The 23,593-nt window shown below is 46.2% G+C and carries 24 protein-coding genes and 1 other annotated feature; of the genes, 9 read left to right on the top strand and 15 right to left on the bottom strand.

Annotation, left to right across the window (positions count from 1 at the left end):
• Positions 1-62: 62 nt before the first annotated feature.
• Positions 63-1,052 carry a DUF2333 family protein gene (locus ACRRSX_RS12875; RefSeq protein ID WP_432452788.1) on the bottom strand — a complete coding sequence of 330 codons (990 nt, stop codon included), beginning with the start codon at positions 1,050-1,052 and terminating at the stop codon, positions 63-65.
• A 271-nt stretch (positions 1,053-1,323) separates the two neighbouring features.
• On the opposite strand from ACRRSX_RS12875, the gene ACRRSX_RS12870 reads away from it, so the two are divergent.
• Together ACRRSX_RS12870 and ACRRSX_RS12865 are read left to right on the top strand one after the other, a co-directional pair.
• Entirely contained in the window at positions 1,324-1,893 is a 570-nt protein-coding gene (locus ACRRSX_RS12870) for a TonB-dependent receptor (protein WP_432452789.1), read from the top strand.
• Between the two features lie 380 nt (positions 1,894-2,273).
• On the top strand, positions 2,274-4,274 hold the full coding sequence (locus ACRRSX_RS12865; protein ID WP_432452790.1) for an oxidoreductase: 2,001 nt from the start codon (positions 2,274-2,276) through the stop codon (positions 4,272-4,274).
• Between the two features lie 62 nt (positions 4,275-4,336).
• Here ACRRSX_RS12865 and ACRRSX_RS12860 read toward each other — a convergent pair whose 3' ends face one another.
• The 12 genes from ACRRSX_RS12860 to hisG form a co-directional block, all read right to left on the bottom strand.
• Positions 4,337-4,921: a TetR/AcrR family transcriptional regulator gene (locus ACRRSX_RS12860; protein WP_432452791.1), complete on the bottom strand. Its 585-nt coding sequence runs from the start codon at positions 4,919-4,921 to the stop codon at positions 4,337-4,339.
• A 110-nt stretch (positions 4,922-5,031) separates the two neighbouring features.
• The gene (yfcE, locus tag ACRRSX_RS12855; RefSeq protein WP_432452792.1) at positions 5,032-5,577 is read right to left on the bottom strand and encodes a phosphodiesterase; all 546 of its coding nucleotides are present in this window, start codon (positions 5,575-5,577) and stop codon (positions 5,032-5,034) included.
• A 155-nt stretch (positions 5,578-5,732) separates the two neighbouring features.
• The gene (locus tag ACRRSX_RS12850) at positions 5,733-6,353 is read right to left on the bottom strand and encodes a GDSL-type esterase/lipase family protein (protein WP_432452793.1); all 621 of its coding nucleotides are present in this window, start codon (positions 6,351-6,353) and stop codon (positions 5,733-5,735) included.
• Between the two features lie 223 nt (positions 6,354-6,576).
• Positions 6,577-6,918, bottom strand: a complete 342-nt coding sequence (locus ACRRSX_RS12845) for a zinc ribbon domain-containing protein YjdM (RefSeq protein WP_432452794.1) — start codon at positions 6,916-6,918, stop codon at positions 6,577-6,579.
• Positions 6,919-7,883: 965 nt separating this feature from the next.
• Positions 7,884-8,501 carry a bifunctional phosphoribosyl-AMP cyclohydrolase/phosphoribosyl-ATP diphosphatase HisIE gene (gene hisIE, locus ACRRSX_RS12840; protein WP_432452795.1) on the bottom strand — a complete coding sequence of 206 codons (618 nt, stop codon included), beginning with the start codon at positions 8,499-8,501 and terminating at the stop codon, positions 7,884-7,886.
• Positions 8,498-9,271: an imidazole glycerol phosphate synthase subunit HisF gene (hisF, locus tag ACRRSX_RS12835; protein WP_432452796.1), complete on the bottom strand. Its 774-nt coding sequence runs from the start codon at positions 9,269-9,271 to the stop codon at positions 8,498-8,500. Before hisF ends, hisIE begins: the two co-directional genes overlap by 4 nt.
• The gene (gene hisA, locus ACRRSX_RS12830) at positions 9,261-10,013 is read right to left on the bottom strand and encodes a 1-(5-phosphoribosyl)-5-[(5-phosphoribosylamino)methylideneamino]imidazole-4-carboxamide isomerase (RefSeq protein WP_432452797.1); all 753 of its coding nucleotides are present in this window, start codon (positions 10,011-10,013) and stop codon (positions 9,261-9,263) included. Before hisA ends, hisF begins: the two co-directional genes overlap by 11 nt.
• A gap of 1 nt (position 10,014) precedes the next feature.
• Positions 10,015-10,623, bottom strand: a complete 609-nt coding sequence (hisH, locus tag ACRRSX_RS12825) for an imidazole glycerol phosphate synthase subunit HisH (RefSeq protein ID WP_432452798.1) — start codon at positions 10,621-10,623, stop codon at positions 10,015-10,017.
• 14 nt (positions 10,624-10,637) lie between these two features.
• On the bottom strand, positions 10,638-11,714 hold the full coding sequence (gene hisB / locus ACRRSX_RS12820) for a bifunctional histidinol-phosphatase/imidazoleglycerol-phosphate dehydratase HisB (RefSeq protein WP_432469669.1): 1,077 nt from the start codon (positions 11,712-11,714) through the stop codon (positions 10,638-10,640).
• Positions 11,715-12,773: a histidinol-phosphate transaminase gene (gene hisC / locus ACRRSX_RS12815; RefSeq protein ID WP_432452799.1), complete on the bottom strand. Its 1,059-nt coding sequence runs from the start codon at positions 12,771-12,773 to the stop codon at positions 11,715-11,717.
• Between the two features lies 1 nt (position 12,774).
• Complete coding sequence (hisD, locus tag ACRRSX_RS12810; RefSeq protein ID WP_432452800.1) at positions 12,775-14,061, bottom strand: histidinol dehydrogenase; 1,287 nt, start codon at positions 14,059-14,061, stop codon at positions 12,775-12,777.
• Between the two features lie 5 nt (positions 14,062-14,066).
• Positions 14,067-14,966 (bottom strand): ATP phosphoribosyltransferase, encoded by a 900-nt coding sequence (hisG, locus tag ACRRSX_RS12805; RefSeq protein WP_432452801.1) that lies wholly within the window; start codon positions 14,964-14,966, stop codon positions 14,067-14,069.
• Positions 14,967-14,987: 21 nt separating this feature from the next.
• Positions 14,988-15,114: a sequence feature (His leader region), on the bottom strand.
• A 188-nt stretch (positions 15,115-15,302) separates the two neighbouring features.
• Here hisG and ACRRSX_RS12800 point away from each other — a divergent pair.
• From ACRRSX_RS12800 to rnd, 7 genes are all read left to right on the top strand, one after another.
• Entirely contained in the window at positions 15,303-15,515 is a 213-nt protein-coding gene (locus tag ACRRSX_RS12800; RefSeq protein ID WP_432452802.1) for a hypothetical protein, read from the top strand.
• 158 nt (positions 15,516-15,673) lie between these two features.
• The gene (locus ACRRSX_RS12795) at positions 15,674-17,674 is read left to right on the top strand and encodes an ATP-dependent DNA helicase (RefSeq protein WP_432452803.1); all 2,001 of its coding nucleotides are present in this window, start codon (positions 15,674-15,676) and stop codon (positions 17,672-17,674) included.
• Positions 17,671-18,360, top strand: coding sequence for a tRNA (adenosine(37)-N6)-threonylcarbamoyltransferase complex dimerization subunit type 1 TsaB (tsaB, locus tag ACRRSX_RS12790; protein WP_432452804.1), 690 nt, complete (start codon positions 17,671-17,673; stop codon positions 18,358-18,360). Before ACRRSX_RS12795 ends, tsaB begins: the two co-directional genes overlap by 4 nt.
• Before the next feature lie 17 nt (positions 18,361-18,377).
• Positions 18,378-18,641, top strand: a complete 264-nt coding sequence (locus ACRRSX_RS12785; RefSeq protein WP_432452805.1) for a hypothetical protein — start codon at positions 18,378-18,380, stop codon at positions 18,639-18,641.
• Between the two features lie 20 nt (positions 18,642-18,661).
• The gene (locus ACRRSX_RS12780; protein ID WP_432452806.1) at positions 18,662-19,495 is read left to right on the top strand and encodes an alpha/beta fold hydrolase; all 834 of its coding nucleotides are present in this window, start codon (positions 18,662-18,664) and stop codon (positions 19,493-19,495) included.
• A 195-nt stretch (positions 19,496-19,690) separates the two neighbouring features.
• A complete protein-coding gene (gene fadD, locus ACRRSX_RS12775) occupies positions 19,691-21,352 on the top strand; it encodes a long-chain-fatty-acid--CoA ligase FadD (RefSeq protein ID WP_432452807.1) in 1,662 nt (553 codons plus the stop codon).
• Between the two features lie 49 nt (positions 21,353-21,401).
• The gene (rnd, locus tag ACRRSX_RS12770; protein WP_432452808.1) at positions 21,402-22,523 is read left to right on the top strand and encodes a ribonuclease D; all 1,122 of its coding nucleotides are present in this window, start codon (positions 21,402-21,404) and stop codon (positions 22,521-22,523) included.
• Here the strand turns inward: rnd and minE are convergent.
• Both minE and minD read right to left on the bottom strand, forming a co-directional pair.
• Entirely contained in the window at positions 22,498-22,761 is a 264-nt protein-coding gene (gene minE / locus ACRRSX_RS12765) for a cell division topological specificity factor MinE (protein ID WP_432452809.1), read from the bottom strand. The genes rnd and minE overlap by 26 nt on opposite strands.
• Before the next feature lie 2 nt (positions 22,762-22,763).
• Positions 22,764-23,576 carry a septum site-determining protein MinD gene (gene minD, locus ACRRSX_RS12760; protein ID WP_432452810.1) on the bottom strand — a complete coding sequence of 271 codons (813 nt, stop codon included), beginning with the start codon at positions 23,574-23,576 and terminating at the stop codon, positions 22,764-22,766.
• Positions 23,577-23,593 lie beyond the last annotated feature (17 nt).

Here is a 23,593-nt window from a genome sequence, read left to right as displayed (position 1 = left end):
AAGTTAACAAAGTGTAAACGCAGTAGAGCAGTGAAGCAACGCTGCTCTACTTAGAAGAGGGCTTAGCCTTTCGTGAGAAGGTTATTTAGGTTAATAATCGCGGCATTAGCACGAGACACATAATTTGCCATGACCAGCGAATGGTTTGCCACTAAACCAAAACCGGTACCGTTTAGCACCATTGGGCTCCATACTGACTCTTGTGTTGCTTCTAACTCGCGAACGATTTGGCGAACCGCAACGGTGGCATTTTTCTTCTCCAATACACCTTTAAAATCGATTTCTACCGCTTGGAAAAAATGTAGTAAGGCCCAAGCTTCACCGCGCGCCTCGTAAAATACATCGTCAATTTTCCACCAAGAAGTTTTGACTCGAGACTCTGAGGGCGCAAACGTAGACTGAGTGGCACCTTCGTCGCCAGCGAGGCTGGTATTGATCCGCTCTCTACCCACTGACGCTGAGAGTTTTTGTGACATGCCGCCTAAACGAGACTGCACTTCGTTCAACCAATTCACCAGATTATCTGCTCTTGCATAGAACTGAGCGTTTGGATCTTTTGGGTCTGCGAGTTGGCTACGATATTTGAGCAAGGCATTAATCGCACCTTGGTACTCACCTTCGGCACTGGGAAACTGCCAGCTAGTATGATCGATATTAAACTTTGGTTGGGCGATTTTTAGTTGAGGGTGTTCTTCTGACTGAGCCTGAGAGCGGCTAAAATCTTTACGCATGATCAGTGACAAATCGCGGATCTGGTTTAAAGCGCCAAGTTCCCAACTGGGCATATTATCCATGAAAACACTCGGTGGCATCTTGTCGTTGCTAAGGTAGCCACCCGACTTATTTAATAAGGTTTCAGCGACAAATATCAAAGCGGTTGATGTCGCATAGCCCGTCACAACTTGTTCATTGTTTGCCAGTGCTTGCTCTTTCATGTAGCTATTTAGGTCGATACGGTCGGGCTCACTACTCCAAATTACCGCAAAAACATAATTGATGATGACTATCACCAGAAAAATACCGATAACCTTGCGGCCAGTGAGTTGAAACATAGAGACATCCTCAAGCTGATTTAATGTTCTCAGCATAGTCAAGTCGTGAATTTAATCAATAGCTTAAAATAAAACTATGGTCTGCATTAGCGCGACTCATGCAGCATCAATGGCTAGCCTGTCCGTAACTAGCCTACTGTAAATGTATTTAGCGACTAGGTATAGGCTTGTGCCATTTTTGATGACTTTTTGATTTGACCGACTCACCGATTATCGGTTTATATATCGACATTTATATTTACACGGATGTTGTTGATGAAAGGTGTAAATATTGGCGTTTTCTTCTCAGAGCAGTATTTTAAATAAACTGATTACAAGGGGTCTGGTATTGCTTGTTGTGCTGCCTAATACGACTCCTGCGATGGCTCAGTCTCAAGCGATTGAAGTCATAAACCAGCCCTGGTCGGCGGTTTATCTCGATTACTTGCAGGTTTCCGAACCGATGTTGGGGGTGACGCTGTCATTGAATCATTATGACCGAGCTTATCCCAATTGGGGCTACTACTTTGGGTATGCTAAGTCGAAACAACAATCATTGCTTGTGAGTGAACCAGCAGAGGCGCAGCAAGACTCAACAATGCTGAGGCTGGGCTTGAGTTATAGTCTAAGCCACGATTTTAGTATCTATGGCGGTGGAGCCATGCTGGAAAGAAGTATTCACTATACCAGTGGTATTACGCCGATGTGTCGCGATTGTCAGCCGACTTGGCAAACTGATATCGAAAAAAAATGGGGCGCAGAGTTAGGCTTGCGCTACGCGCCAAGCCGTCATTTGATTTTTAGCCTTGGCTACAACGCAATAAGTGAAGGCGGCGTATTTGGCATCGGTTATCGAGGATAGTAAGTCGAGCAATGTGTCCATGGGTTTAAGCGCGCTAGCGATGTGTTGAAAGAGGCTCACTGTGACTCTTATGCGACCGTTTGAGAGCGTTTTTTACAGTTAAAATTGTATTTTTTGTTTGCCTAATCAGCAATGGATGTAGATTTTCAATGCGAGGGCATGGCTTTGTTCTAAGCTGCCCTTGCTTAAAAGCAGCGATCAGTGTCGCTTTTCCTCTCTAATTTTTTGTAAACGCTTTTAGTCCGGCGATGGTTTATTGATCTATTCCAAACTTATTGCAGTTAATCAAAAAATAATGATTAAAAAACAAAGAACACATATATAGTGAACTCATTCGGTGAACGCGTTCACTTTTGTTTTTTAACTCGAGGAACTTTCTCATGAAAGAACATCACAAGATCCTGTTTGAACCCTTTAAAATTGGTAATTTAGAAATAAAAAATCGATTTGTTATGGCGCCGATGGGGCCGGGAGGCTTATGTAGCGCAGATGGTTCGTTTAATGAGAGAGGCGTTGAATATTACGTAGAACGGGCTCGTGGCGGTACTGGCTTGCTTATTACCGGTGTAACCATGGTTGAAAATGAAATAGAAAAATGCGCTTTACCTTCCATGCCTTGTCCCACCTTAAACCCGCTTAATTTTGTCAAAACCGCGAAGATGATGACTGAGCGGATCCATGCTTATGGGTCGAAAATATTTCTACAGTTATCGGCGGGTTTCGGTCGTGTGAGTATTCCATCGATCGTTGGAAATACGGCGGTAGGGCCATCACCCATTCCACATCGTTGGTTGCCCGAGGTAACGTGTCGGGAGTTAAGCATAGAAGAAATTCATCGCTATGTTGGTAAATTTGCTGAGTCGGCGGCAATAGCCAAAAAAGCCGGATTCGATGGTATTGAAATTCACGCGGTCCATGAAGGTTATCTACTCGATCAGTTCGCGATATCATTTTTTAACCAAAGGACTGATCAATACGGTGGTAGTTTGCAGAACCGACTTCGTTTTGCGATTGAAATTGTTCAAGCGATTAAGGCGGAGTGTGGGGCAGATTATCCGGTGTCACTGCGTTATAGCATCAAAAGTTTTATTAAGGATTGGTGTAAGGGCGGTTTACCCAATGAAGAATTTGTTGAAAAAGGTCGAGATATTCAAGAAGGGATCGAAGCGGCTAAAATTTTAGAAGCCGCTGGTTATGATGCTTTTAACGGAGATGTTGGCTCTTATGATTCTTGGTATTGGGCACATCCACCAATGTACCAAGAGAAGGGTTTATACCTGCCTTATAATCAAATTTTGAAAGAAGTACTTCAGGTGCCGGTGATTACGGCAGGGCGAATGGAAAACCCTGATTTGGCAAGCCAAGCCATTCGTGAACGGCAAACTGATTTTATTGCCTTAGGGCGTCCTTTGCTAGCCGATTCAGAGATACCCAACAAAATTAGAGCCGATAAATTCAATAAGGTGCGCCCTTGTCTTTCTTGCCAAGAAGGATGTATGGGTCGATTGGCCAGCTATGCGGTTATCTCCTGCGCGGTAAATCCGGCCTGTGGCCGAGAGTTAGACTATGCGATCACGAACAGCGATCAGCAAAAAAGTGTGTTGGTGGTTGGCGGCGGCCCTGCGGGCTGCGAAGCGGCCCGGGTTGCAGCTCTTCGCGGCCATCGGGTTAAGCTTTACGAAAAAGCATCGCGTTTGGGCGGGAACTTAATTCCGGGCGGGGTACCAGATTTTAAAGAAGATGATCATGATTTGGCAAACTGGTATCAAGCTGAGCTGCAAGATCTCAAAGTAGATGTGCATTTAAATAGTCCATTAAGTAAGGCGATGATTATTGAACAAAATGCGGATGTTGTGATTTTTGCAACCGGTTCAACACCTAGAACATTTGCAATTGATGCTGCAACCAATGTGTATTCGGCTGAAGATGTATTACTTGGTCATCAAGATCCGGGGCAATCGACGTTGATTATTGGCGGCGGTCTAGTTGGTTGTGAGACGGCTTTATGGTTGGCCGATCAAGGGAAGCAGGTTTCATTGGTGGAAATGCAAGGCGATATACTCACCATTGGAGGGCCATTATGTCATGCGAACGAAGACATGTTACGGGACTTAGTGGCTTATAAGAATATCGAATTACTGACCAATTGCGTGGTTTCCGGGGCTACTGAGCAAGGCTTTGTATTGAAGAATTCCGATGGTGAAGAAACTGTTCTGGCTGCGGATTCGGCGATTTTGGCGGTTGGTTATAATTCTCAACGTAATCTTTACGAGTCCTTGCGAAATGAGCTGCCGCAAAGCTACTTGCTGGGGGATGCAAAGCAGGTACAAAATATTATGTATGCGATCTGGGATGCTTATGAAGTAGCAAGGAACATATAGCGGCTATGTTACTTTTTGAGCCACCTTTATAAGCAAAATAAAGGTGGCCAATTTGTCGCATTTTAAGCAGCAATCGACTTTAATAAGCGCTGCATATAAATGTTCATTTCAGCTGATAAGTCCAGATGACCATCATGAAGGCACCAGTTGTAAATGAGTCCGCGTGCCGAAATGAAAAGATACTCTGTTAATCTTTCAGCGCTTGTCGTTTCGTCAATCTGATGGTTTTTTTGTCCTTGTTGGATGATCAAGGTCAGAAACTTTTGCATATTGCGGCCTTTCATAATGAAGAGCTTATTATTGCAGGTATAGAGTTGTTTTACGGTCTGTAAACCGACTTTCAGATGGTATTGAGCGTAGGTTTCAAAGTACTCAAGAATAGCCTCTTTGGTGGTGCTAGTCGTCTTCTGAACGGTATACTTTTCTTCGAAAAAATCATCCGCTTGATCATACATTTCGACAAAAATATCGGTTTTGGTGGCGAAATGCTTATAAAAGGAGCCTACCGAGACCCCTGCACTCGAACAAATATGACTGATGGTAATGTCTTCGATATTCGAGTCATTCATTAAAGCTAAGGCACTGTTATAGAGTTTTTTCTTGGTGATAAGGCTTTTTTGCTGTCTTGAGGTTAATTTTTTATCCATCTACTTCCCAATCTATTTGAACCAGTTATCAAGCCATTGTTGTGTGCCGCTCAGTGTAATACGAGCCCTTATGGATACAAGAGGTATTTTTTATTCTACGCCCAATTGCCCTAGTTCAAGTTGCAAGTGATTAGGGGCTTGTTATCAATTAAGCTGCAAACGAGCAATTGCTGCTCGGTGATTAGTGCATAACTGGCCTGCCAATCTTGGCGCGGCATGGAAACAGAACCTGGGTTAAGCACAAAATGAGAGCCTTCTTGGCTCGCTTGTGGAATATGGCTATGGCCGCTTACGAGTAGGTCGCCTTCAGCCAAAGGCGGCAGCTTGTTTGGTCCGTACTGGTGGCCATGGCAAAGAAACACCTTACGCTTACCGAGTACTAACTGGTTATAGTCGGCTAACAAGGGGAAATCACACAGGGCTTGGTCGACCTCGCTGTCACAATTACCACGTACTGCAATAATACGTTCCGCAATTTTGTTTAAATCTGCTGCTACCGCCAAAGGCGCATAGTGCTCGGGGAGCGGATTACGCGGTCCGTGATTGAGTACATCCCCCAAACAGATAAAATGCGAAGCGCCACTGCGCTCAAAAGCGGCTAGGGTGAGCTGTAAAGCTTGATGGTCGCCATGAATATCGGAACATACAAATAGCATAAATCTTCCTTCCAACCTAAACCTCAATAATATCGTGTTTAGGAAAACAAAATAAGGGCCTTGCTTGGCCATAAAACGTCAATGATTTTAGCGCAAATGAGTCTGTTCGGCAGCCATTGACTTATGCTGTACTGCTAAGTGGTAAGAGGTCGCTACTATATCAATTGCCGCAATTTGTCGGCCACAGCACTTGCCAGCACTCGATGCTCAGCGCCGTTCAGGTGAACCCCATCTTGAGGATCAACCATTACCAGTTTTCCTACATCTAAGAATCCACACTCAAGTGATTTGGCCACGACTTGATAATGCTTTGCTAGCTGCTTGGACTTTTCACTCGCACCCCGAAAGTACTTCGCAAAATTACCGTTGTTATTGACCGTGGGTGGCGCTAGCACGAATACATATGGAGCGGCAATCTGCAGGCTTAGGCAATGCGTTCGTAATTCAACAATCATACGCTGCAGATCTGCGGCAACTTGCTCAGCGCTTAGCTCAAAGGCTGGGTATAGGTCATTGGTGCCTAGCATCATCACCAGCCACTGTGGTTGTTGCTGAGAGACTTTCTCTAACAGCGCTTCAATTCCGCGCTGTAAGCCAAATTCAGTGGCATTTCGGTAGTTGGTGCGGCCGGGCTGACCTTCCTCAATTACCTGGAAATTGTCACCGAGTAAGTTGCCTAATACACCTGGCCAGCGCGCGTGAAGGGGGAGGCGTTGACCATTCTTAGGTGAGTAGCCCCAAGTATTGGAGTCGCCGAAGCAAAGGACTTTAATCATTATCATTTTACCAAGCTATTTTTTTACCGTGATGTATAAACCATCTTGCGTGGTTGCTGCATCGGCTAGACAAGGTCTCATCGGCGGAAACTTGGTGATTACTCTAGCCACATGAGCTTGCTAGCATATTGATCTAAATCGACTTTTTGGCATTATGTCGGATAGTTCAGAGATCAGAAAAACCTGCTTATGCAGGTTTTTTTAACCTTGGTGATTCAATTTCTTAGCTTTGTTTTCGCACGAACTTTGACTTCAGCATCATGCTGCCGTGACCATCTACTTTACAGTCGATGTCGTGGTCTGCATCCACAAAGCGCTTAATCACCGCTTTGGTGCCTACTTTTAATACTAAAGAAGAGCCTTTCACTTTTAGATCTTTAATCAAGGTCACTTTGTCGTCTTCAGCCAATAGGTTACCTACCGCGTCTTTTAATACAATAGCATCAGGGTCCACTGCTACTTCGTTTGGGTTCCACTCATGCGCGCACTCTGGGCAAATAAGTAGTGAACCATCTTGGTAAACATAGGCTGATTCACATTTAGGGCAAGGAGGGATATCGCTCATGGTAAGTTCTCTTTAGTCTTCAATTTAGGGTGGCTTTTTGAAACAGTTATACCTAAGCCAAAGTTGGCTTTAGGCGACTAGTAGCCGTATTTTGTGGGGCTATTATAGGGAAGATTGCGTCAGTCAGCTAGTTAAACAGGCCAACCAAGGTATAGTCGTTAATATCTGATCGGTCATATCCCTTTGAGTATTCCAATTACAATGGCTAAGTTGTCTAATTTTGTTGCGGTTAAAAATGGGATTATTACCATAGCAGCAGGCTTAACTGTAACATCATCATTATTGGAGATTGCGATGTTCGCTACATCTGTTGGCTGGGTAGTGGGTAGTGGGTAGTGGCTAGTGGCTAGTGGTATTGGCTTAACCGTGGGTTACTTTGCAGCAGTTACCGGAGATGTGATAGGACGGTCACTAGCAACGGAAGCGTATGACTTGGTATTAGCTTAATCACCTCATAGGATAAACAATCATGATTAATTTAAATTCTCTCGCCTCGATAACAATGTTCTTTATTTTTAAACTGGGGGATAGCGACGAGAGTCTTTAGAAAAATGAGTGTTCGCTATTTGGACCATAAGCTCGTGGAGCAAGGCTGCGGACCAGCAATACGGGATAAAGCTTACGGTGCTCGCATTATCACTTACGCTATAGTGATTGTAAATAAAGAGCTAAAAGCCCCCCCTTAGTTGATGAGCGGTTAAGCGTCATGCGCGCAGCAAAGATATAAAATTAGCATGGTATTACAATTTTTCATCTCTGGTTTTGTATCTTTCAGCGGCAATTTATTATTTCATCGTCATTAATCAATTGTGGTTCTGGATATAGCCTACTAAGTAATTGTTATCGCTATTTTTTAGAAGATTAAATAATGAGTATTTAACTCGTAAAGTCTGATTCGATGAGCAATCAAGTGAAACAAAAAAGCCTCTTTAATAGAGGCTTTATAAGGTTAAATCATAAAAAAGTTACTTGTGCCTAGCCTGCAAACAAGCCACGACTTCATCAAAACCGACTTCTTGTTTTTCTAGCAATACCAGCAAGTGATAGAGTAAATCAGAGCTTTCGTTGACCAGTTCTTCGCGGTCGTTGGCCATGGCCGCTAGCGCCACTTCTACGCCTTCTTCACCGACTTTTTGGCAAATCCGTTTGGTGCCGCGAGCAAATAGGCTCGCGGTGTAGCTTTGTTCTGGGTCGGCTAACTTCCGTTCAGCCAATACCGCTTGCAGTTGGGCAATAAAGGTAAGCTTCGGCTCGCTGTGGCCGTCAAAACAGCTTTGGGTTCCTTTGTGACAGGTGGGGCCAATCGGCTCTACTGCCACTAGTAGGGTGTCTTGGTCACAGTCTAGGCTGATGCTTTTTAGCTGAAGCACATTACCTGAGGTTTCCCCCTTGGTCCACAGTCGCTGTTTGCTGCGACTAAAGAAGGTGACCTGTTTGCTTTCAAGGGTTTTTGCTAGCGCATCTGAATTCATATAGCCGAGCATCAAAACTTGACCACTGTGGTCGTTTTGTACCACGGCAGGGATCAAGCCTTCAACTTTGTCCCAATCGATTTGTTGGTTTAACTGTTCAAATTGGCTCATAGTCGAATTGCCACCTGTTGTTGTTTGAGATATTGCTTGAGTTCGCCAATATCAATAATGCTTTTATGAAATACGCTGGCGGCGAGTGCGCCATCGACGTCGGAAATTTTAAAGGCGTCTTTAAAATGCTGCATTTCGCCGGCTCCGCCAGAGGCGATTAAGGGCACATGACAAATCTCACGCACTCGGCTGAGTTGTTCTAAATCGTAACCTTGGCGCACCCCATCCTGGTTCATGACATTGAGTACAATTTCGCCAGCGCCACGAGCTTGCACTTCTTTCACCCAATCAAAGGTGTTCCAGGTGGTGGTCACGGTGCGTTTTTCATCGCCAGTAAATTGTTTCACTTGGTATTGTTGGGTTTCTTCGCAGTAGTAAGAATCGATACCGACCACGATGCACTGCACGCCAAATTTGTCGGCCAGTTTAGTAATTAAACTTGGATCGGCTAAAGCAGGGGAGTTAATCGAGATCTTGTCGGCACCGTTTTGCAAGGTGCGGTTGGCGTCTTCGATGGTTTTAATACCGCCGGCGACACAAAAGGGAATGTCGATCACTTCGGCAACACGGCTGACCCAACTTTTATCCACCACCCGCTGATCAGAGCTGGCGGTAATATCGTAAAACACCAGTTCGTCGGCGCCTTCTTCAGCGTAACGTTTCGCCAGTGGCACGATGTCGCCAATAATTTCGTGGTTTCGAAATTTCACGCCTTTAACCACCATGCCGTCTTTGACGTCTAGGCAGGGAATTATTCGTTTAGCGAGCATTATTGCCTCCTTGCTGCCAACAAGCGATGGCTTGTTTTACGGTAAACTTGCCTTCTAACAGCGCTCGGCCAACAATCACCCCAGCGACACCAGTGTCGGTTAAGGCTGCTATGTCATCTAAGTTGCCAATGCCACCAGAACTTTGCCACTGAATATCTGGATACTGAGCACATAACTCGCGGTATAAACTGACGTTTGAACCCTCGAGAGTGCCGTCTTTAGAAATGTCGGTACATAAGACGTGTTTCAGGCCCACCGGGGCGTAAATTGCCACTAACTCTTCAATGGTCACGCCGCTATCTTCTTGCCAGCCCGATACCGCGACCACTTTGTTGCCCTGCGCGTCGATGTTAATGTCTAGTGCTAGCACAATGTGCTCGGCGCCGTATTTTTCCATCCACTGCGCCACAACTTGTGGCTGTTTAACGGCAGTGGAGCCGATCACTACTCGTTCTGCGCCCGCATCGAGTAAGTCTTTTACGTCTTGCTCACTGCGTACACCGCCACCAATCTGAATTTTTGCGGGGGTGTTTTTAAGCAGCTGAGCGATTACGTCGAGTTGGCGAGCGCTGGTATCTTTAGCACCATCTAAGTCGACTAGGTGTAACCAATCAGCGCCTTGGCTGTGGTAGTCCGAAAACTGGGCTTGCGGGTCGTCCCCATAAATGGTTTTTTGCGCGTAATCTCCTTGGAACAAACGCACAATCTTTCCGTCGATGAGATCTAAAGCAGGAATGATCATGTTACATCTCCAAGAAGTTTTTAATTAATTGCGCACCGGCCTGACCGCTGCGCTCTGGGTGAAACTGCACACCGTAAAAGTTGTCTTTGTTTACTGCAGCAGTAAAGGCGTTACCATAATCGCACTGGGCAATGGTGGCATCGTTAACGGGCAAGGCGTAGCTGTGTACGAAGTAGAAGTAACTGCCGGCTTCAATGTCTTTAAACAGCGGATGACCAGTTTTAGGCTGAATTTGGTTCCACCCCATGTGTGGCAAGCGTTGGCCTGCGTTAGGCTTCATTAAGCTTACGGTGCCGGGTACCAGGCCTAAACAGGGAACGGGTTCCAGCGCTTCTTTCGCACCGCCTTCAATGGAGAATTCGGCCAGCATTTGCATGCCTAAACAAATCCCTAGAAGTGGCTTTTTCACTTGTTTGACTAAGTCAATCAGCTCTCGATCGGCTAAGTTTTTCATGGCTTCGGTGGCGGTACCTACACCGGGTAGAAACAGCTTGTCTGCGGCAAGAATCACCTGAGGGTCACGGCTGACCGTGACCGGAAATCCCAAGCGTTCTACGGCAAACTTTACCGATGAAAGGTTGGCACATCCGGTATCAATAATTACATTCATTGTTGTTCCTTAACCTATAAGGTGCCTTTGCTACTTGGCAATGCATCGCCAGATTTAACAATCGCCTGGCCTAGCGCCCGCCCAAAGACTTTAAACAGCGCTTCAACCATGTGATGGGTATTTTTCCCAGTGGTTTCCAGATGCAGAGTACAGGCCATCGCATCACTCAGTGAGCGGAAAAAATGCGGCACCATCTCGGTAGCAAAGTCACCAATCGCGGCACGTGGAAAATCGGCTTTAAATTCCAAATGCGCTCGTCCACTTAAATCTAAGGCGCATTGGGCTAAACACTCATCCATGGGCAACACAAAACCAAAACGGCCAATCCCCCGCTTGTCGCCTAAGGCGACTTTTAAAGCCTGGCCCAGTGCGATTGCGGTGTCTTCTACGCTGTGATGATCATCGATGTGATAATCGCCGATGACCTTACAATTGAGCTGGAAGCCGGCGTGGGTGGCGATTTGATCGAGCATGTGGTCGAAGAAACCAAGGCCGGTATCAATTTGGCTGCCACCGGCATTGTCTAAGTCGACGGCAATGCTAATTTGGGTTTCTTTGGTATTGCGCTCAACGCTGGCTTTACGGCCCCGTTGGGTGAGCCGCTTTTCAATGGTGGGCCAGTTTAAGCCGTCCCGTTGATATTGCAGACCTTCCAGTCCCATATTTTCGGCCAGCTGCATATCGGTATGGCGGTCGCCAATCACGTAGGAGTTGGCAAAATCAATCACGCCGCTTTTCAGGTAGTCTTTGACCAAGCCGAGTTTGGGTTTGCGACAGCTACAGTTATCGGCGTCAAAGTGCGGACAAACCAGTACTGCATCAAATTGGATCCCCTGCGACTCGAAAATGTCCATCATGTAGTTTTGCGCGAGGTGAAAATCAGCTTCTGGAAAGCTGTCGGTGCCTAGGCCATCCTGATTGGTCACCATGACCAAGCGATAGCCGTTGGCTTGTAACTTGAGTAATACCGGGATCACTTGAGGCTCCAGTTTTACTTTCTCTACACTATCAACCTGCTTGTCGGTGATGGGTTCGTCGATCATGGTGCCATCGCGGTCGATGAATAAGATTTTTTGTTTTACCTGGCTCACTTAGCTTCGCTCCAATCCTTGAATCGCTTTCAGTGTAATTGACACTTCTTGCTGGTTACCAATACTCATTCGAATACAATTGTCTAAACGCGGTTTGTTGGCAAAGTCTCGCAGTACAATGCCTTGCTCGCCCAGTGCTTTAAAGATGCGGGCAGAGTCGTCAAAACGGATCAAAATGTAGTTGCCAGTGGCAGGGAAAATTTGTTTTACAATCTTCAGTCTGCTTAATTCATCCACGGCTTGACTGCGGATCGTGTTCAAGGATGCTACTCGCTCGCGCATGATTTTTAGCCCATCGGTAGTCAGGGCTTTGGCTGCAATTTCGGCCACTGGGCGGGCAATAGGATAGGGTGCAATCACCTTACTCATCACTTCAATCACTTCCGCATTGGCGAGGGTAAATCCACAACGCAGGCCAGCCAAGGCAAAGGCTTTTGACAAGGTACGGGTAATCACTAAGTTGTCGAAGTCGGTCAGTAAACCCTGCACACTTTGTTCTGCGCAAAACTCAATGTAGGCTTCATCAACCACCACCAGTGCTTTATCGCGTTGTGCCTCTAACACCTTACTGAGTTTGGCGTGGTCTAACATAGAACCGGTCGGATTATTGGGGGCACATAGAAAGATGATTTTGCTGTCTATTGCTGCCAAAGCGCTATAGTCAGGGTTAAAATCACTATCTAATTCGACGGTTTTTACCTCAACCCCGATGGTTTCGGCACTCACTGAATACATGCCATAGGTTGGGCTACAAATGACTACGCTGTCTTGGTTTGGCTCACAAAAGGCCCGGATCAGCACTTCAATGGCTTCATCGGCACCGCGACTGGCCAACACTTGTGATGGCGAAACCCCGGCATAAGCGGCATAGCCGTTAATCAGCGCTGCTGGTTGAAACTCTGGGTAACGATTGAGCTGGTCACCGTCGTAGTTAAAATCACTTACCTCTGGGCTTTCGTTGGCGTTGAGCCAGACTTCACCGCTGCCACCAATGCGACGTGCACTTTGATAGGGAACCAGCGCCTGAATTTTCTTGCGGGCTAATAATGAGACTGACATATTATTGCTCCTCACCTAAACGGATAGTGACGGCGCGGCGGTGGGCATCGAGCCCCTCAGCGTCGGCAATCGGTACGACAGCGGCGCTTAAGTCTTTTAAGCCTTGTTGAGTTAATTCTTGAACAGTGAAGCGCTTCATAAAATCTAAGGTACCTAAGCTTGAATAAGTCCGGGTATAACCGTAGGTTGGCAAGGTGTGATTGGTGCCACTGGCATAGTCACCCACCGATTCTGGCGTCCACTCACCCAAGAAGATGCTGCCGGCATTTTCTAACTGGGGTAATAGCTGGCGAGCTTGCTCGGTCTGTACAATCAGGTGCTCGGGGCCATAAAGATTATTCACTTGAACCGCTTGTTGTAAATCGTCGACCACAATCGCAGTGCTGTGCGATAAGGCTTGATCGGCAATATTAGTTCGACTGAGCAAGCTAAGTTGACGTGTTAACTCTTGATTCACTGCCGCCGCTTGCGCCTCAGCGGTGGTCACCAAAATAACTTGCGAATCGGGCCCGTGCTCTGCTTGTGACAGTAAGTCGGCGGCAACAAAAGCGGGGTTCGCTTGTTCGTCAGCAATCACCAATACTTCCGAGGGGCCAGCGGGCATGTCGATGGCGGCGCCGGCGTGGTCGGTATTTACTTGTTGCTTGGCCTGAGTCACAAAGGCATTGCCGGGGCCAAAAATTTTGTCGACCTTAGCCACGCTCTCGGTGCCATAGGCCATCGCGGCAATCGCTTGTGCGCCGCCAGCTGAATAGATTTCGTCAACACCACACAGTTTGGCGGTGTATAGAATTTCTGGTGCAATCGGCGGCGGTGAGCAGAGCACTACCTTTTTACAACCAGCTATTTGGGCTGGAATGGCCAACATTAATACCGTAGAGGGCAGTGGCGCGGTGCCGCCCGGAACATACAAACCGACTTGAGCAATGGCGGCGTAGTGCATTTCGCAGCGCACCCCTGCTTGGGTTTCCAGACTAAAGCCTTGCGGCTTCTGTGCTTGGTGAAATACTTCGATATTGGCCTTCGCTTGGGCGACGGCGCTTTTAAACTCTGTACTTAAATTATCTCCAGCAGCATCGATTTGTTGCTGGCTCACACGAACTTGCGACAGCGTGGTCTTGTCAAACTTAGTGGCAAGCGCAATTAACGCTTGGTCACCTTGGCGACGCACAGTATTGATCACGTCGCTGACAATCGCGGCAGTATCTTGCGAGCTATTGACCGCTGGCCGCGATAAGACTTGTTGCTGTTGTTCGGTAGTTAAGCGATTCCAAATGACCGTTTGCATGGCTTTTATCTCAACATTTTCTCGATTGGCATGACTAAAATAGAGCTCGCTCCTAAGGCTTTTAACTTCTCCATGGTTTCCCAGAATAAATTCTCGGTACTGACCACATGGAGTGCCACCTTCTCTTCATCGCCGGCTAAGGCTAATACGGTGGGATGCTCGCTGCCTGGCAGTAGGTCAACGATTTGTTCGAGATGGGTCTTCGGTGCATGCAACATGATGTATTTGCTTTCTTTGGCTTCCATGGTGCCTTGCATGCGCAGTAATAGCTTGTCTAATAGTGTTTGGTGTTCGTCACTGAGTTTGTTTTTAGACTTAATTAGTACGGCTTGAGAGCGGTAAATCACTTCGACTTCTTTTAAGCCATTGGCTTCAAGAGTGGCACCAGTTGAGACTAAGTCACAGATGGCATCGGCGAGTCCTGCACGAGTGGCAACTTCAACAGAGCCGGCTAACATACAAGTTGAGAAGGGGACGCCTTGTTGGTCTAAGTAGCGTTTTAAGATCCCAGGGTAGCTGGTAGCGATGCGTTTATTGGCCAGGCATTGTGGGCCAGTGTAGTCAAATTCTTCAGCCACTGCGATGGAGAAACGGCAATCGCCAAAGTCTAAACGTTTTAATACTTCGCAGTCGGTAGGCTCATCTTTAGCACTACGTAGCATGGTTTCTTCTTCAAGTACGTTTTCCCCCACGATGCCAAAATCGACCACGCCATCCATGACTAAGCCCGGAATATCGTCATCACGAACCCGTAACAAGTCGACGGGCATGTTTTCAGAGTGGGCAATCAGGCGTTGTTGACGAAGGTTGATCTTCATCCCGCAGCTTCTTAATAGTGCCTGAGAATCATCGCTTAAGCGTCCGGATTTTTGGATGGCGATGCGTAGTCGTTTTTGCTCTGTCATGTTTATGTCCCTAATTATAAAACTAAAAAACCCCCGGGAGGATTACCTTCCGGGGGTTTACAATATTTTATATTCTACCACCGGAAGCTATTCATAAGCTCCCAGCTGATAACCGCCTGAAGCTTACTCTGGATGATGGTGGTGGTGATGCTTCATTTGGTTAAAAATCATGTTACGTTCCTGTCAACGTTAGTTTGCCTTAGTGGCAAATTCTGCCCATAAAGTTACCAAGCTAGCGCTAAATTGCAACCTTTTTTCCACAGTTTTTGTTAAACAGTTCAAGTTGTGCAAAAAATAGCCGATAATTAGGTGGAGAGCGTCTATAGGAGAACGATCGTGAGCCAAGATGCGATTTTACCCATTTTGCCGAGGCCGCTGGCGAAGCCTGATGGCCAAAAGCCACCATTGCGTACCACGAAGGTGGAAAAGAAAAGCAAGTTATCGGCCCATAACGACATCCAAGTTCGGCCTAAATCCCAAGCCGTGCCAAGTCAGCATAAGAAAAAACCTGACGAGGATGAACAGCATGATATTGATCTGTTTGTTTAGAGACGGCTTAGCTACGAGTGTGATTTTTATTCAGCTCAATTCGACATACGGCGACCTAGCGTATACGGTTTTATTGGATATTGCTTGCGGCCATGCTCTGTTATCGCGGTGTAAACGTTAAGGGATTTGGGCAGTAAAATTAGTCCGAAGCAGTCTCCTTGACTAACATTTTTGTCTCAAGGTTTGGTCTAGGGTTTGTGGGCTGGTATAGTTGCGGCGACTATTGCCTACCGGAATTTAGATTGAAACAGCACTACTTTGCCAACGACGGACTGCTCTCTCAAGCCATCCCAGGGTTTTCACCTCGTCCCCAACAGCAGCAAATGGCTGAATCTGTTTCTGCAACGATTAAGCAACGCACCAGTCTGTTGGTTGAAGCGGGGACCGGCACTGGTAAAACCTACGCTTATTTAGTTCCGGCGATGGACAGCGGCAAAAAAATAGTCATCAGCACCGGAAGCAAAGCCTTACAAGACCAGCTGTTTAATAAAGACTTACCAAAAATGCAAAAGGCTTTGGCTTACGCTAAATCAGTGGCTTTATTAAAAGGACGTTCCAATTACTTGTGCATTGAACGGCTAAATAGCTTTTCGCACTACAGTAGCGGTCAAGATCGCCAAACCTTGGCCGAGTTAGTGAAAATTAAGCGCTGGGCGCAGGGCAGTGAATCTGGAGATATTGGTGATTTAGGTCCGGTTGCTGAGCGCTCCGATGTATTTCCTCTGATTACCAGCAGCAATGATAATTGTCTTGGCCGTGATTGCCCATCTTATAAAGACTGTTATTTAGTGAAGGCACGAAATCGAGCACTAGAAGCAGATTTAGTGGTGGTGAATCATCATTTGTTTTTTGCCGATATGGTGGTAAAAGAAACCGGATTTGGTGAATTGATCCCTGAAGCCGATGCCTTTATCTTCGATGAAGCACATCAGCTGCCTGATATTGCAGCCAGCTATTTTGGTCAGCATTTTTCCAGTCGGCAGATCTTAGATTTATGCAAAGACATCGAGCTGAGCTATAAAACCGAATTGCGTGACATGGCGCAGTTGTCCAAAGCGGCTAAGAAGTTGGAACAACGCATTCGAGAGTGCCGACTAGCCTTCGAAGGCTTGCGTGATAGAGGCGAGTGGCGTCCATTGGCTAAACAAAGCCGCTTTGCTGAAATGATGCGTCATTTGCATGAAGACATGGATTTTGTTTATCAAGTGTTAAAGTTAGCGCTGTCTCGTTGTGAGCTTGCGGATAGTTGCTTTGAGCGTTTAGCGAGAATGCGTTTGTTATTTGAGAAGGTGATGGACGTCGATAAAACGGGCTATAGCTATTGGTACGAAACGTCTCGCTTACATTTTACCTTAAACATTACCCCGCTCAATATTGCTGAACGTTTTATGAATGAAGTTAAGCAACGCGAAGCGGCCTGGATCTTTACCTCTGCAACGCTTGCAGTTGATGGTAACTTTGAGCATTTTCAAACTCAAATGGGCTTGAGCGATGCAGAGAGTATGTTATTGGATAGCCCCTTTGATTATCAGAAGCAAGCCTTATTATGTGTGCCTCGTTATCTTCCCGAAACCAAACAACATAATTCAGAACAGCTCATGTTAGATCAATTAGCGCCAGTGATAGAAGCCAATCAAGGCCGATGTTTCTTCTTGTGTACCAGTCATCGGATGATCCAAAAGGTTGCGACGGAGCTACGTCAGCGTACCGAATTATTGGTATTGGTGCAGGGCGAGGCTGGTAAACAAGAGTTGCTTAGCCAATTTGTCACCGATGGCCACGCGGTGTTGGTTGCCACTAGCACTTTCTGGGAAGGGGTTGACGTTCCAGGCAAGGCACTGTCTTGTGTCATTATCGATAAACTACCGTTTGCAGCTCCCGATGATCCTTTATTGAAAGCGAAAAGTGAGGATTGTCGTTTACGTGGCGGAGATCCTTTTCGTCAGGTATATTTGCCGCAAGCCGTGATAAGCCTTAAACAAGGCGTGGGGCGATTGATACGTACCCAAGCGGATCATGGCGTGGTGATTATCTGCGATAATCGCTTGGTAAACCGTGATTATGGTGCCTTGTTTATTAGCAGCCTACCGGCTATGCCCCGAACCAGAGAACTGTCAAAAGTTTTAGAATTTGTAAAAAATAACGCTGAGGAAACATGACAGCAAATATACTCGCTTTAGATACATCGACTGAAAATTGTTCCGTCGCCTTGCAATGGCAGGGACAAATTTATAGTCAGCAAGAATACAGCCCTCGAGATCACACCCAAAAGATTTTGCCTTTTGTCGAGCAAATATTAGCAGCGGCTGGCGCGAGCCTGAAACAGCTTGATGCTATTGCCTTTGGTCGTGGTCCAGGCAGTTTTACGGGAGTACGCATTGGTGTCGCTACGGCGCAGGGCTTAGCCTTTGGTGCCGATAAGCCGATGATCGCGGTCTCCACTTTACAGGCGATGGCGCAAGCCGCTTATCAGCAACATCAGTCTCAAACTTGTTATGCTGCTATTGATGCGCGTATGGGGGAAATTTATTGGGGCCAATACCAACTCAGCGATGGTTTAATGGTGTTAGCAGGAGAAGAGCAGGTGATTAAGCCTGAGTTAATGACGTCGAGCGATACACCGGGAGCCGCTGTCGGAACTGGCTGGCAAACTTATCAAACTTTATTATCGGGTCAATTTTCTGGCGCAGAGCGACTCGATTCAGTACTTTACCCTTCGGCACGAGATATGCTTGTATATGCGCAGTGGGCATTTGCCAATCGCTGCCTTGTGAGTGCAGAGAAAGCCGAACCGGTTTATCTTCGCGATAAAGTCACTTGGCAGAAGCTTCCCGGTAGAGTTTAAACAAAAGGACGATGAGCGTGAAAATACAGGGCCTTGGCCAGCCCATACCGCAGCAATCGAAAACTCAGCAACGAGTCGCGGGCACCGAACTCAGTGTGGCAACGAAAGCCACTAAAGGCGTGGTACCTTGGGCGGGAATGGATGAACAAAGCGTTGAAAAACTACGTTATGAGCATGCTCAAGGCAGTGCTGATCACGCTGTGTCTCATTATCAGGATGTCGCGAATCAACTCAAACGTCAGCAAGTGAATGAGATGTTTGGCATCGATTTGTTCGCTTAGCCTAGTACATACCCGTCAGCATGTTGATTGAATCCCAGTTACCAATAAGCCAGCTTTGTTACCTTGAGCAAACCGCAGATAGCCCATTTTGCTTGGTGATGCTTCATGGCTGGATGGACAATGCCGCCAGTTTTATTCCTCTGCTCCAGTCGCTCCCTGATTATCATTGTATTGCTCTTGATTTCCCCGGCCATGGTCACTCACCACATCGCCAAGGTCACTATCATTTTGTTGACTATGTGGATGATCTATTTAGCGCTTTAAGCGAATTGAATTTAAACAAGCCTATCATCTTGGTGGGCCATTCTTTAGGTGCTTTGGTGGCGAGTACTTATGCTGCCGCTTTTGGGGAAGGTTTACTGGCACTGATTGCGATAGACGGCTTGGGGCCTTTGAGTTTGCCGATCTCAAATACGACGACTCATCTGACTGACGCTATTCGTGAACGCCATCGACCGATGTCGGTCAGGGGGTTTACTGACTTAAATCAGGCGATTAGATTGCGGTCAAGAAGCAATGGTTTGAGTCAGGAAAATAGTCGGCTGTTAGTTACCCGAGCCACCAAGCAGAGCCAGGGTTTATGGTATTGGCGACATGATCCCAAGCTGAAATTGAGCTCTCCCCTGCGCTTTAGTGAGTCGCAAGCAAAACAAATTTGTCAGTCAATTCAACGACCCTGTTTGTTGATTGCGGCACAAGAACATCCTTTGCTGAGCGCCGAATTTATCCGTCAGCGACAAACTTGGTTTAGCCAATTATCTATAGTTGAATTGGTCGGCGGCCATCATTTACATATGCAAAACTCTGCGGCTTGCGCAGCATTGATGAACAACTATATTCAAACGATTGTTTGAACTGCTTCACTGTTTTCGATCTAAATTTATCTCCATATTGTTAAAATATTGTTATTCCAAGGTTGCCGTGAAACAATCGTTTGAAATTTGGCGCGTCGAGTCTAATCGGCTCGTTGAGTCAGTGCATTATTAAATTCACAATAAGCCAAATTGGCAAATTATAATTAATGGAATATAAATGTTTAGGAGAGCTGCGTGGATAAGGTTTGGTTAAATCGATACCCCAAGGATGTGCCTGCAGAAATAGACTCTTCGCGTTATCAAACGCTGCTCGATGCATTTGAAGAGGGGGTCACTAAGCATGCCGATAGAGTTGCGTTTATTAATATGGGGCAGGTGCTTACCTATCGCAAGCTAGAGCAGCAATCTCGTGCTTTCGCCGCCTATTTGCAACATGAGTTACAACTTAAACAGGGTGATCGGGTGGCCCTGATGATGCCGAATTTGTTGCAGTATCCCATTTGTTTATTCGGAGCGTTACGTGCTGGTTTGGTGGTGGTGAATGTCAACCCCCTGTATACGCCGCGTGAGCTGAAACATCAGCTCAATGATAGTGGTGCAAAAGCGATTGTGATTGTGTCTAATTTTGCCCACATCCTCGAAGAAATTGTCGATGAAACTGGCGTTGAACACGTTATTCTGAGTCGTTTAGGTGACCAGCTTTCGGCAACGAAACGAACGTTAGTTAATTTTGTGATTAAGTACGTTAAAAAAATGGTACCCAAGTATCATTTGCCGCATGCGCAATCTTTGCGTTATGTATTAGCGAAAGGTGAGCATCTGCAGTATGTCCGACCGGAGCTTTCTACTGATGATTTAGCCTTCTTGCAATATACAGGGGGGACCACAGGAGTCGCCAAAGGGGCAATGCTTTCGCATCGTAATATGGTCTCAAACTTGCTGCAGGCTTTGGCTATTGTTGGTCCGTGTTTGCGAGAAGGGAAGGAAGTGGTGGTAACCGCTTTGCCGCTATACCATATCTTTGCGTTAACCGCTAACTGTATGGTTTTTTTCGCGCTGGGCTGTCAAAACCTATTGATTACTAATCCACGAGATATCCCTACCTTTGTGAAGGAACTGACAAAAGTACCGTTCACCGCAATTACAGGAGTGAATACTTTATTCAATGCTTTATTGAATGATCCCAACTTTGCTCAGTTGGATTTTTCTCGGCTCAGATTATCTTTAGGTGGTGGGATGTCGGTACAGCGTGCAGTGGCTGAACGTTGGCAAAATGTCACAGGTTCTCGTCTTATTGAAGGTTATGGATTAACAGAGTGTGCGCCGTTGGTGACGGTTTGTCCTTACGATTTAGAGGCCTATAACGGCAGTATTGGTTTACCTGCGCCATCTACCGATATTAAGTTGGTAAATGATGCGGGAGAAGAAGTTGCCGAAGGAGAGTCTGGGGAGATTTTAGTGAAAGGCCCGCAGGTAATGGGAGGCTATTGGCAGCGCCCAGAAGCGACCGCAGAGGCCATGCCCGGAGGCTGGTTTGCCACCGGCGATATTGCGACCATCGATCACCAGGGTTTTTTACATATTGTGGATCGGAAAAAAGATATGATTCTAGTTTCAGGATTTAATGTTTTCCCGAACGAAATTGAAGCAGTGATTGCTGGCAATCATAAAGTACTCGAAGTGGCGGCGGTGGGCGTACCAAACGAGGTGTGTGGCGAAGTCGTGAAGGTTTTCATTGTTAAAAAAGATGATTCACTAACCGAAAAACAAGTGTTGTCTCATTGTCGAGAGTTGTTAACGGGCTACAAAGTTCCTAAGTTAATAGAGTTTCGTGATGAATTACCGAAAACAAATGTCGGTAAGATCTTACGTCGAGCCTTGCGTGCCGAGGCATAAACCGTAAAATGAAGGCTAATTAGATGTTTTCCCTTAGGACGCCGCAATTTTGGCAGACGCAAACTTTGAAATGATCGATACAGAGGCGCAACTTGCGCCTCTGTTAGCTTATTTAAATCAACAGCCCCCTCTGACACTGGCCCTCGATACTGAATTTGTTCGAACTAGGACCTACTACGCACATTTGGGTTTACTACAGATTTATGATGGTGTGACTTGTTATCTCATCGACCCGCTTAGTTTAGATATGCAGCTCTTATGGCAGGCGCTAGCCAAGCATCACTGGGTGTTGCATGCCTTTAGTGAAGATTTAGAGATCATTCAGCGGCTTAGTGGCCAGTTTGGACTGTCGGTATTTGATACTCAGGTGGGGGCGGCGTTTCTCGGTCATGGGATCAGCTTAGGCTATCAGCGGTTTATTGATACCGAGTTAGGTATTCAATTGGATAAAGGGGAGTCGCGCACCGATTGGCTTGCGCGGCCGCTGCGAGCCTCTCAATTAGATTATGCGGCTTTAGACGTTATCTATTTATTGCCCGCGTACTTTAAAATTAAGCAACAGCTGGAACAACTGGACCGTTATGACGCGGCTTTAGAGGAAAGTGCTCGCTTAGCCGCCCAAAAACAACAAGCGAATAAGTCGGAAGATGCTTATAAAGAGATCAAGAATGCTTGGAAGTTGAATCCTCAACAACTTGCAGTACTTAAAGTTTTGAGTGATTGGAGAATGAAACAAGCGATGAGTCGCGATTTAGCCATTAATAACGTGGTACATGGCGATAATTTATGGGCTTTAGCCCGTTATCAGCCAAGCAATATGGAACAATTACAACAGCTTAATTTACCTGCACAAGAGTTGCGGATCCATGGACATCGTTTATTGAAGTTAGTACATCAAGCAAAGCAGCTTACGGCCAGTGATTATCCTCAAGCGATCAAGCGTATTGTTGACTATCCAGATTACAAGCAAAAGATCCAAGCATTGAAATTGGTTGTGACCAAAGTGGCAGAGGAGTCAGGTTTGCCTGAGGATGTATTGGCTAGCAAAAAAGTATTAAATCAGTATTTAGCTTGGTTATGGAAGATGCAACCGTCAGCAACAAAGTTACCTTTGTTGCTGACGGGATGGCGCCAACCGCTATTTGCTAATCACGTTGCTCAGGAAGCGTGATGTTAAGCTCTAATACGCTGATGTCATCGCTCTTATTATCAAGACTGACTTGGACCTGATCGGACTCGATGGCTACGTATTTTTTTATCACTTCGATGATATCTTGTTTCATCGCTGGCAAGTAATCGGGGCCACTGCGTTGGCCACGTTCATGGGCGACAATGATTTGCAGTCGTTCTTTGGCGGTTTGCGCCGTTTTAGACTGTTTTGAGGTTCGAAAGTAGTCTAAAAGAGACATTGTTATCCTCCAAATAAACGGCTAAATAAGCCTTTTTTCTGTTCTTCTAGGAAACGAAAGTCGACAGTTTCGCCAATTAGCCTGGCCACTGCATCTGAGTAGGCAAGACCTGCGTCACTTTGGGTATCAAGGATCACTGGCTCACCAGAGTTTGATGCCTTGAGAACCGCAGGCGATTCGGGTATGACTCCCAATAAGGGGATCGCCAATATGTCTTGCACATCTTCAACACTAAGCATGTCACCTCGATTCACGCGTTCTGGATGGTAGCGGGTGAGTAGCAAATGTTCTTTCACTGGCTCTTTACCTTGTTCTGCACGTTGTGATTTACTAGCAAGCATGCCAAGGATCCGATCGGAATCGCGAACCGATGAGACTTCTGGATTGGTGGTGACAATCGCTTCATCAGCAAAGTACAGAGCCATAATCGCCCCAGTTTCGATCCCTGCAGGGGAATCACAGACTATGTAATCAAAATCTTGGGTGGCTAAATCTTCTAATACCTTCTGAACGCCTTCTTTAGTGAGCGCGTCTTTATCACGAGTCTGCGATGCTGGTAAAATAAATAGATTTTCGGTGCGTTTATCTTTAATCAATGATTGACTGAGGTTCGCTTCGCCTTTGATCACGTTCACGAAGTCGTATACGACTCGTCGTTCACATCCCATAATAAGATCAAGATTACGTAAACCGATGTCGAAATCGATGATTACAGTTTTAAAACCTTTGATGGCGAGACCTGTTCCAATTGCGGCGCTGGAAGTTGTTTTCCCAACGCCACCCTTCCCGGAGGTCACGACGATAATTTTAGCCATTATCTTTCCTTTATAAA

This window comes from Agarivorans sp. QJM3NY_30 (genome assembly GCF_050870855.2).
Classification (GTDB): domain Bacteria; phylum Pseudomonadota; class Gammaproteobacteria; order Enterobacterales; family Celerinatantimonadaceae; genus Agarivorans.
The sequence above is the reverse complement of the archived record's forward strand: the minus strand, read 5'-3'. Positions and strand labels throughout refer to the sequence as shown.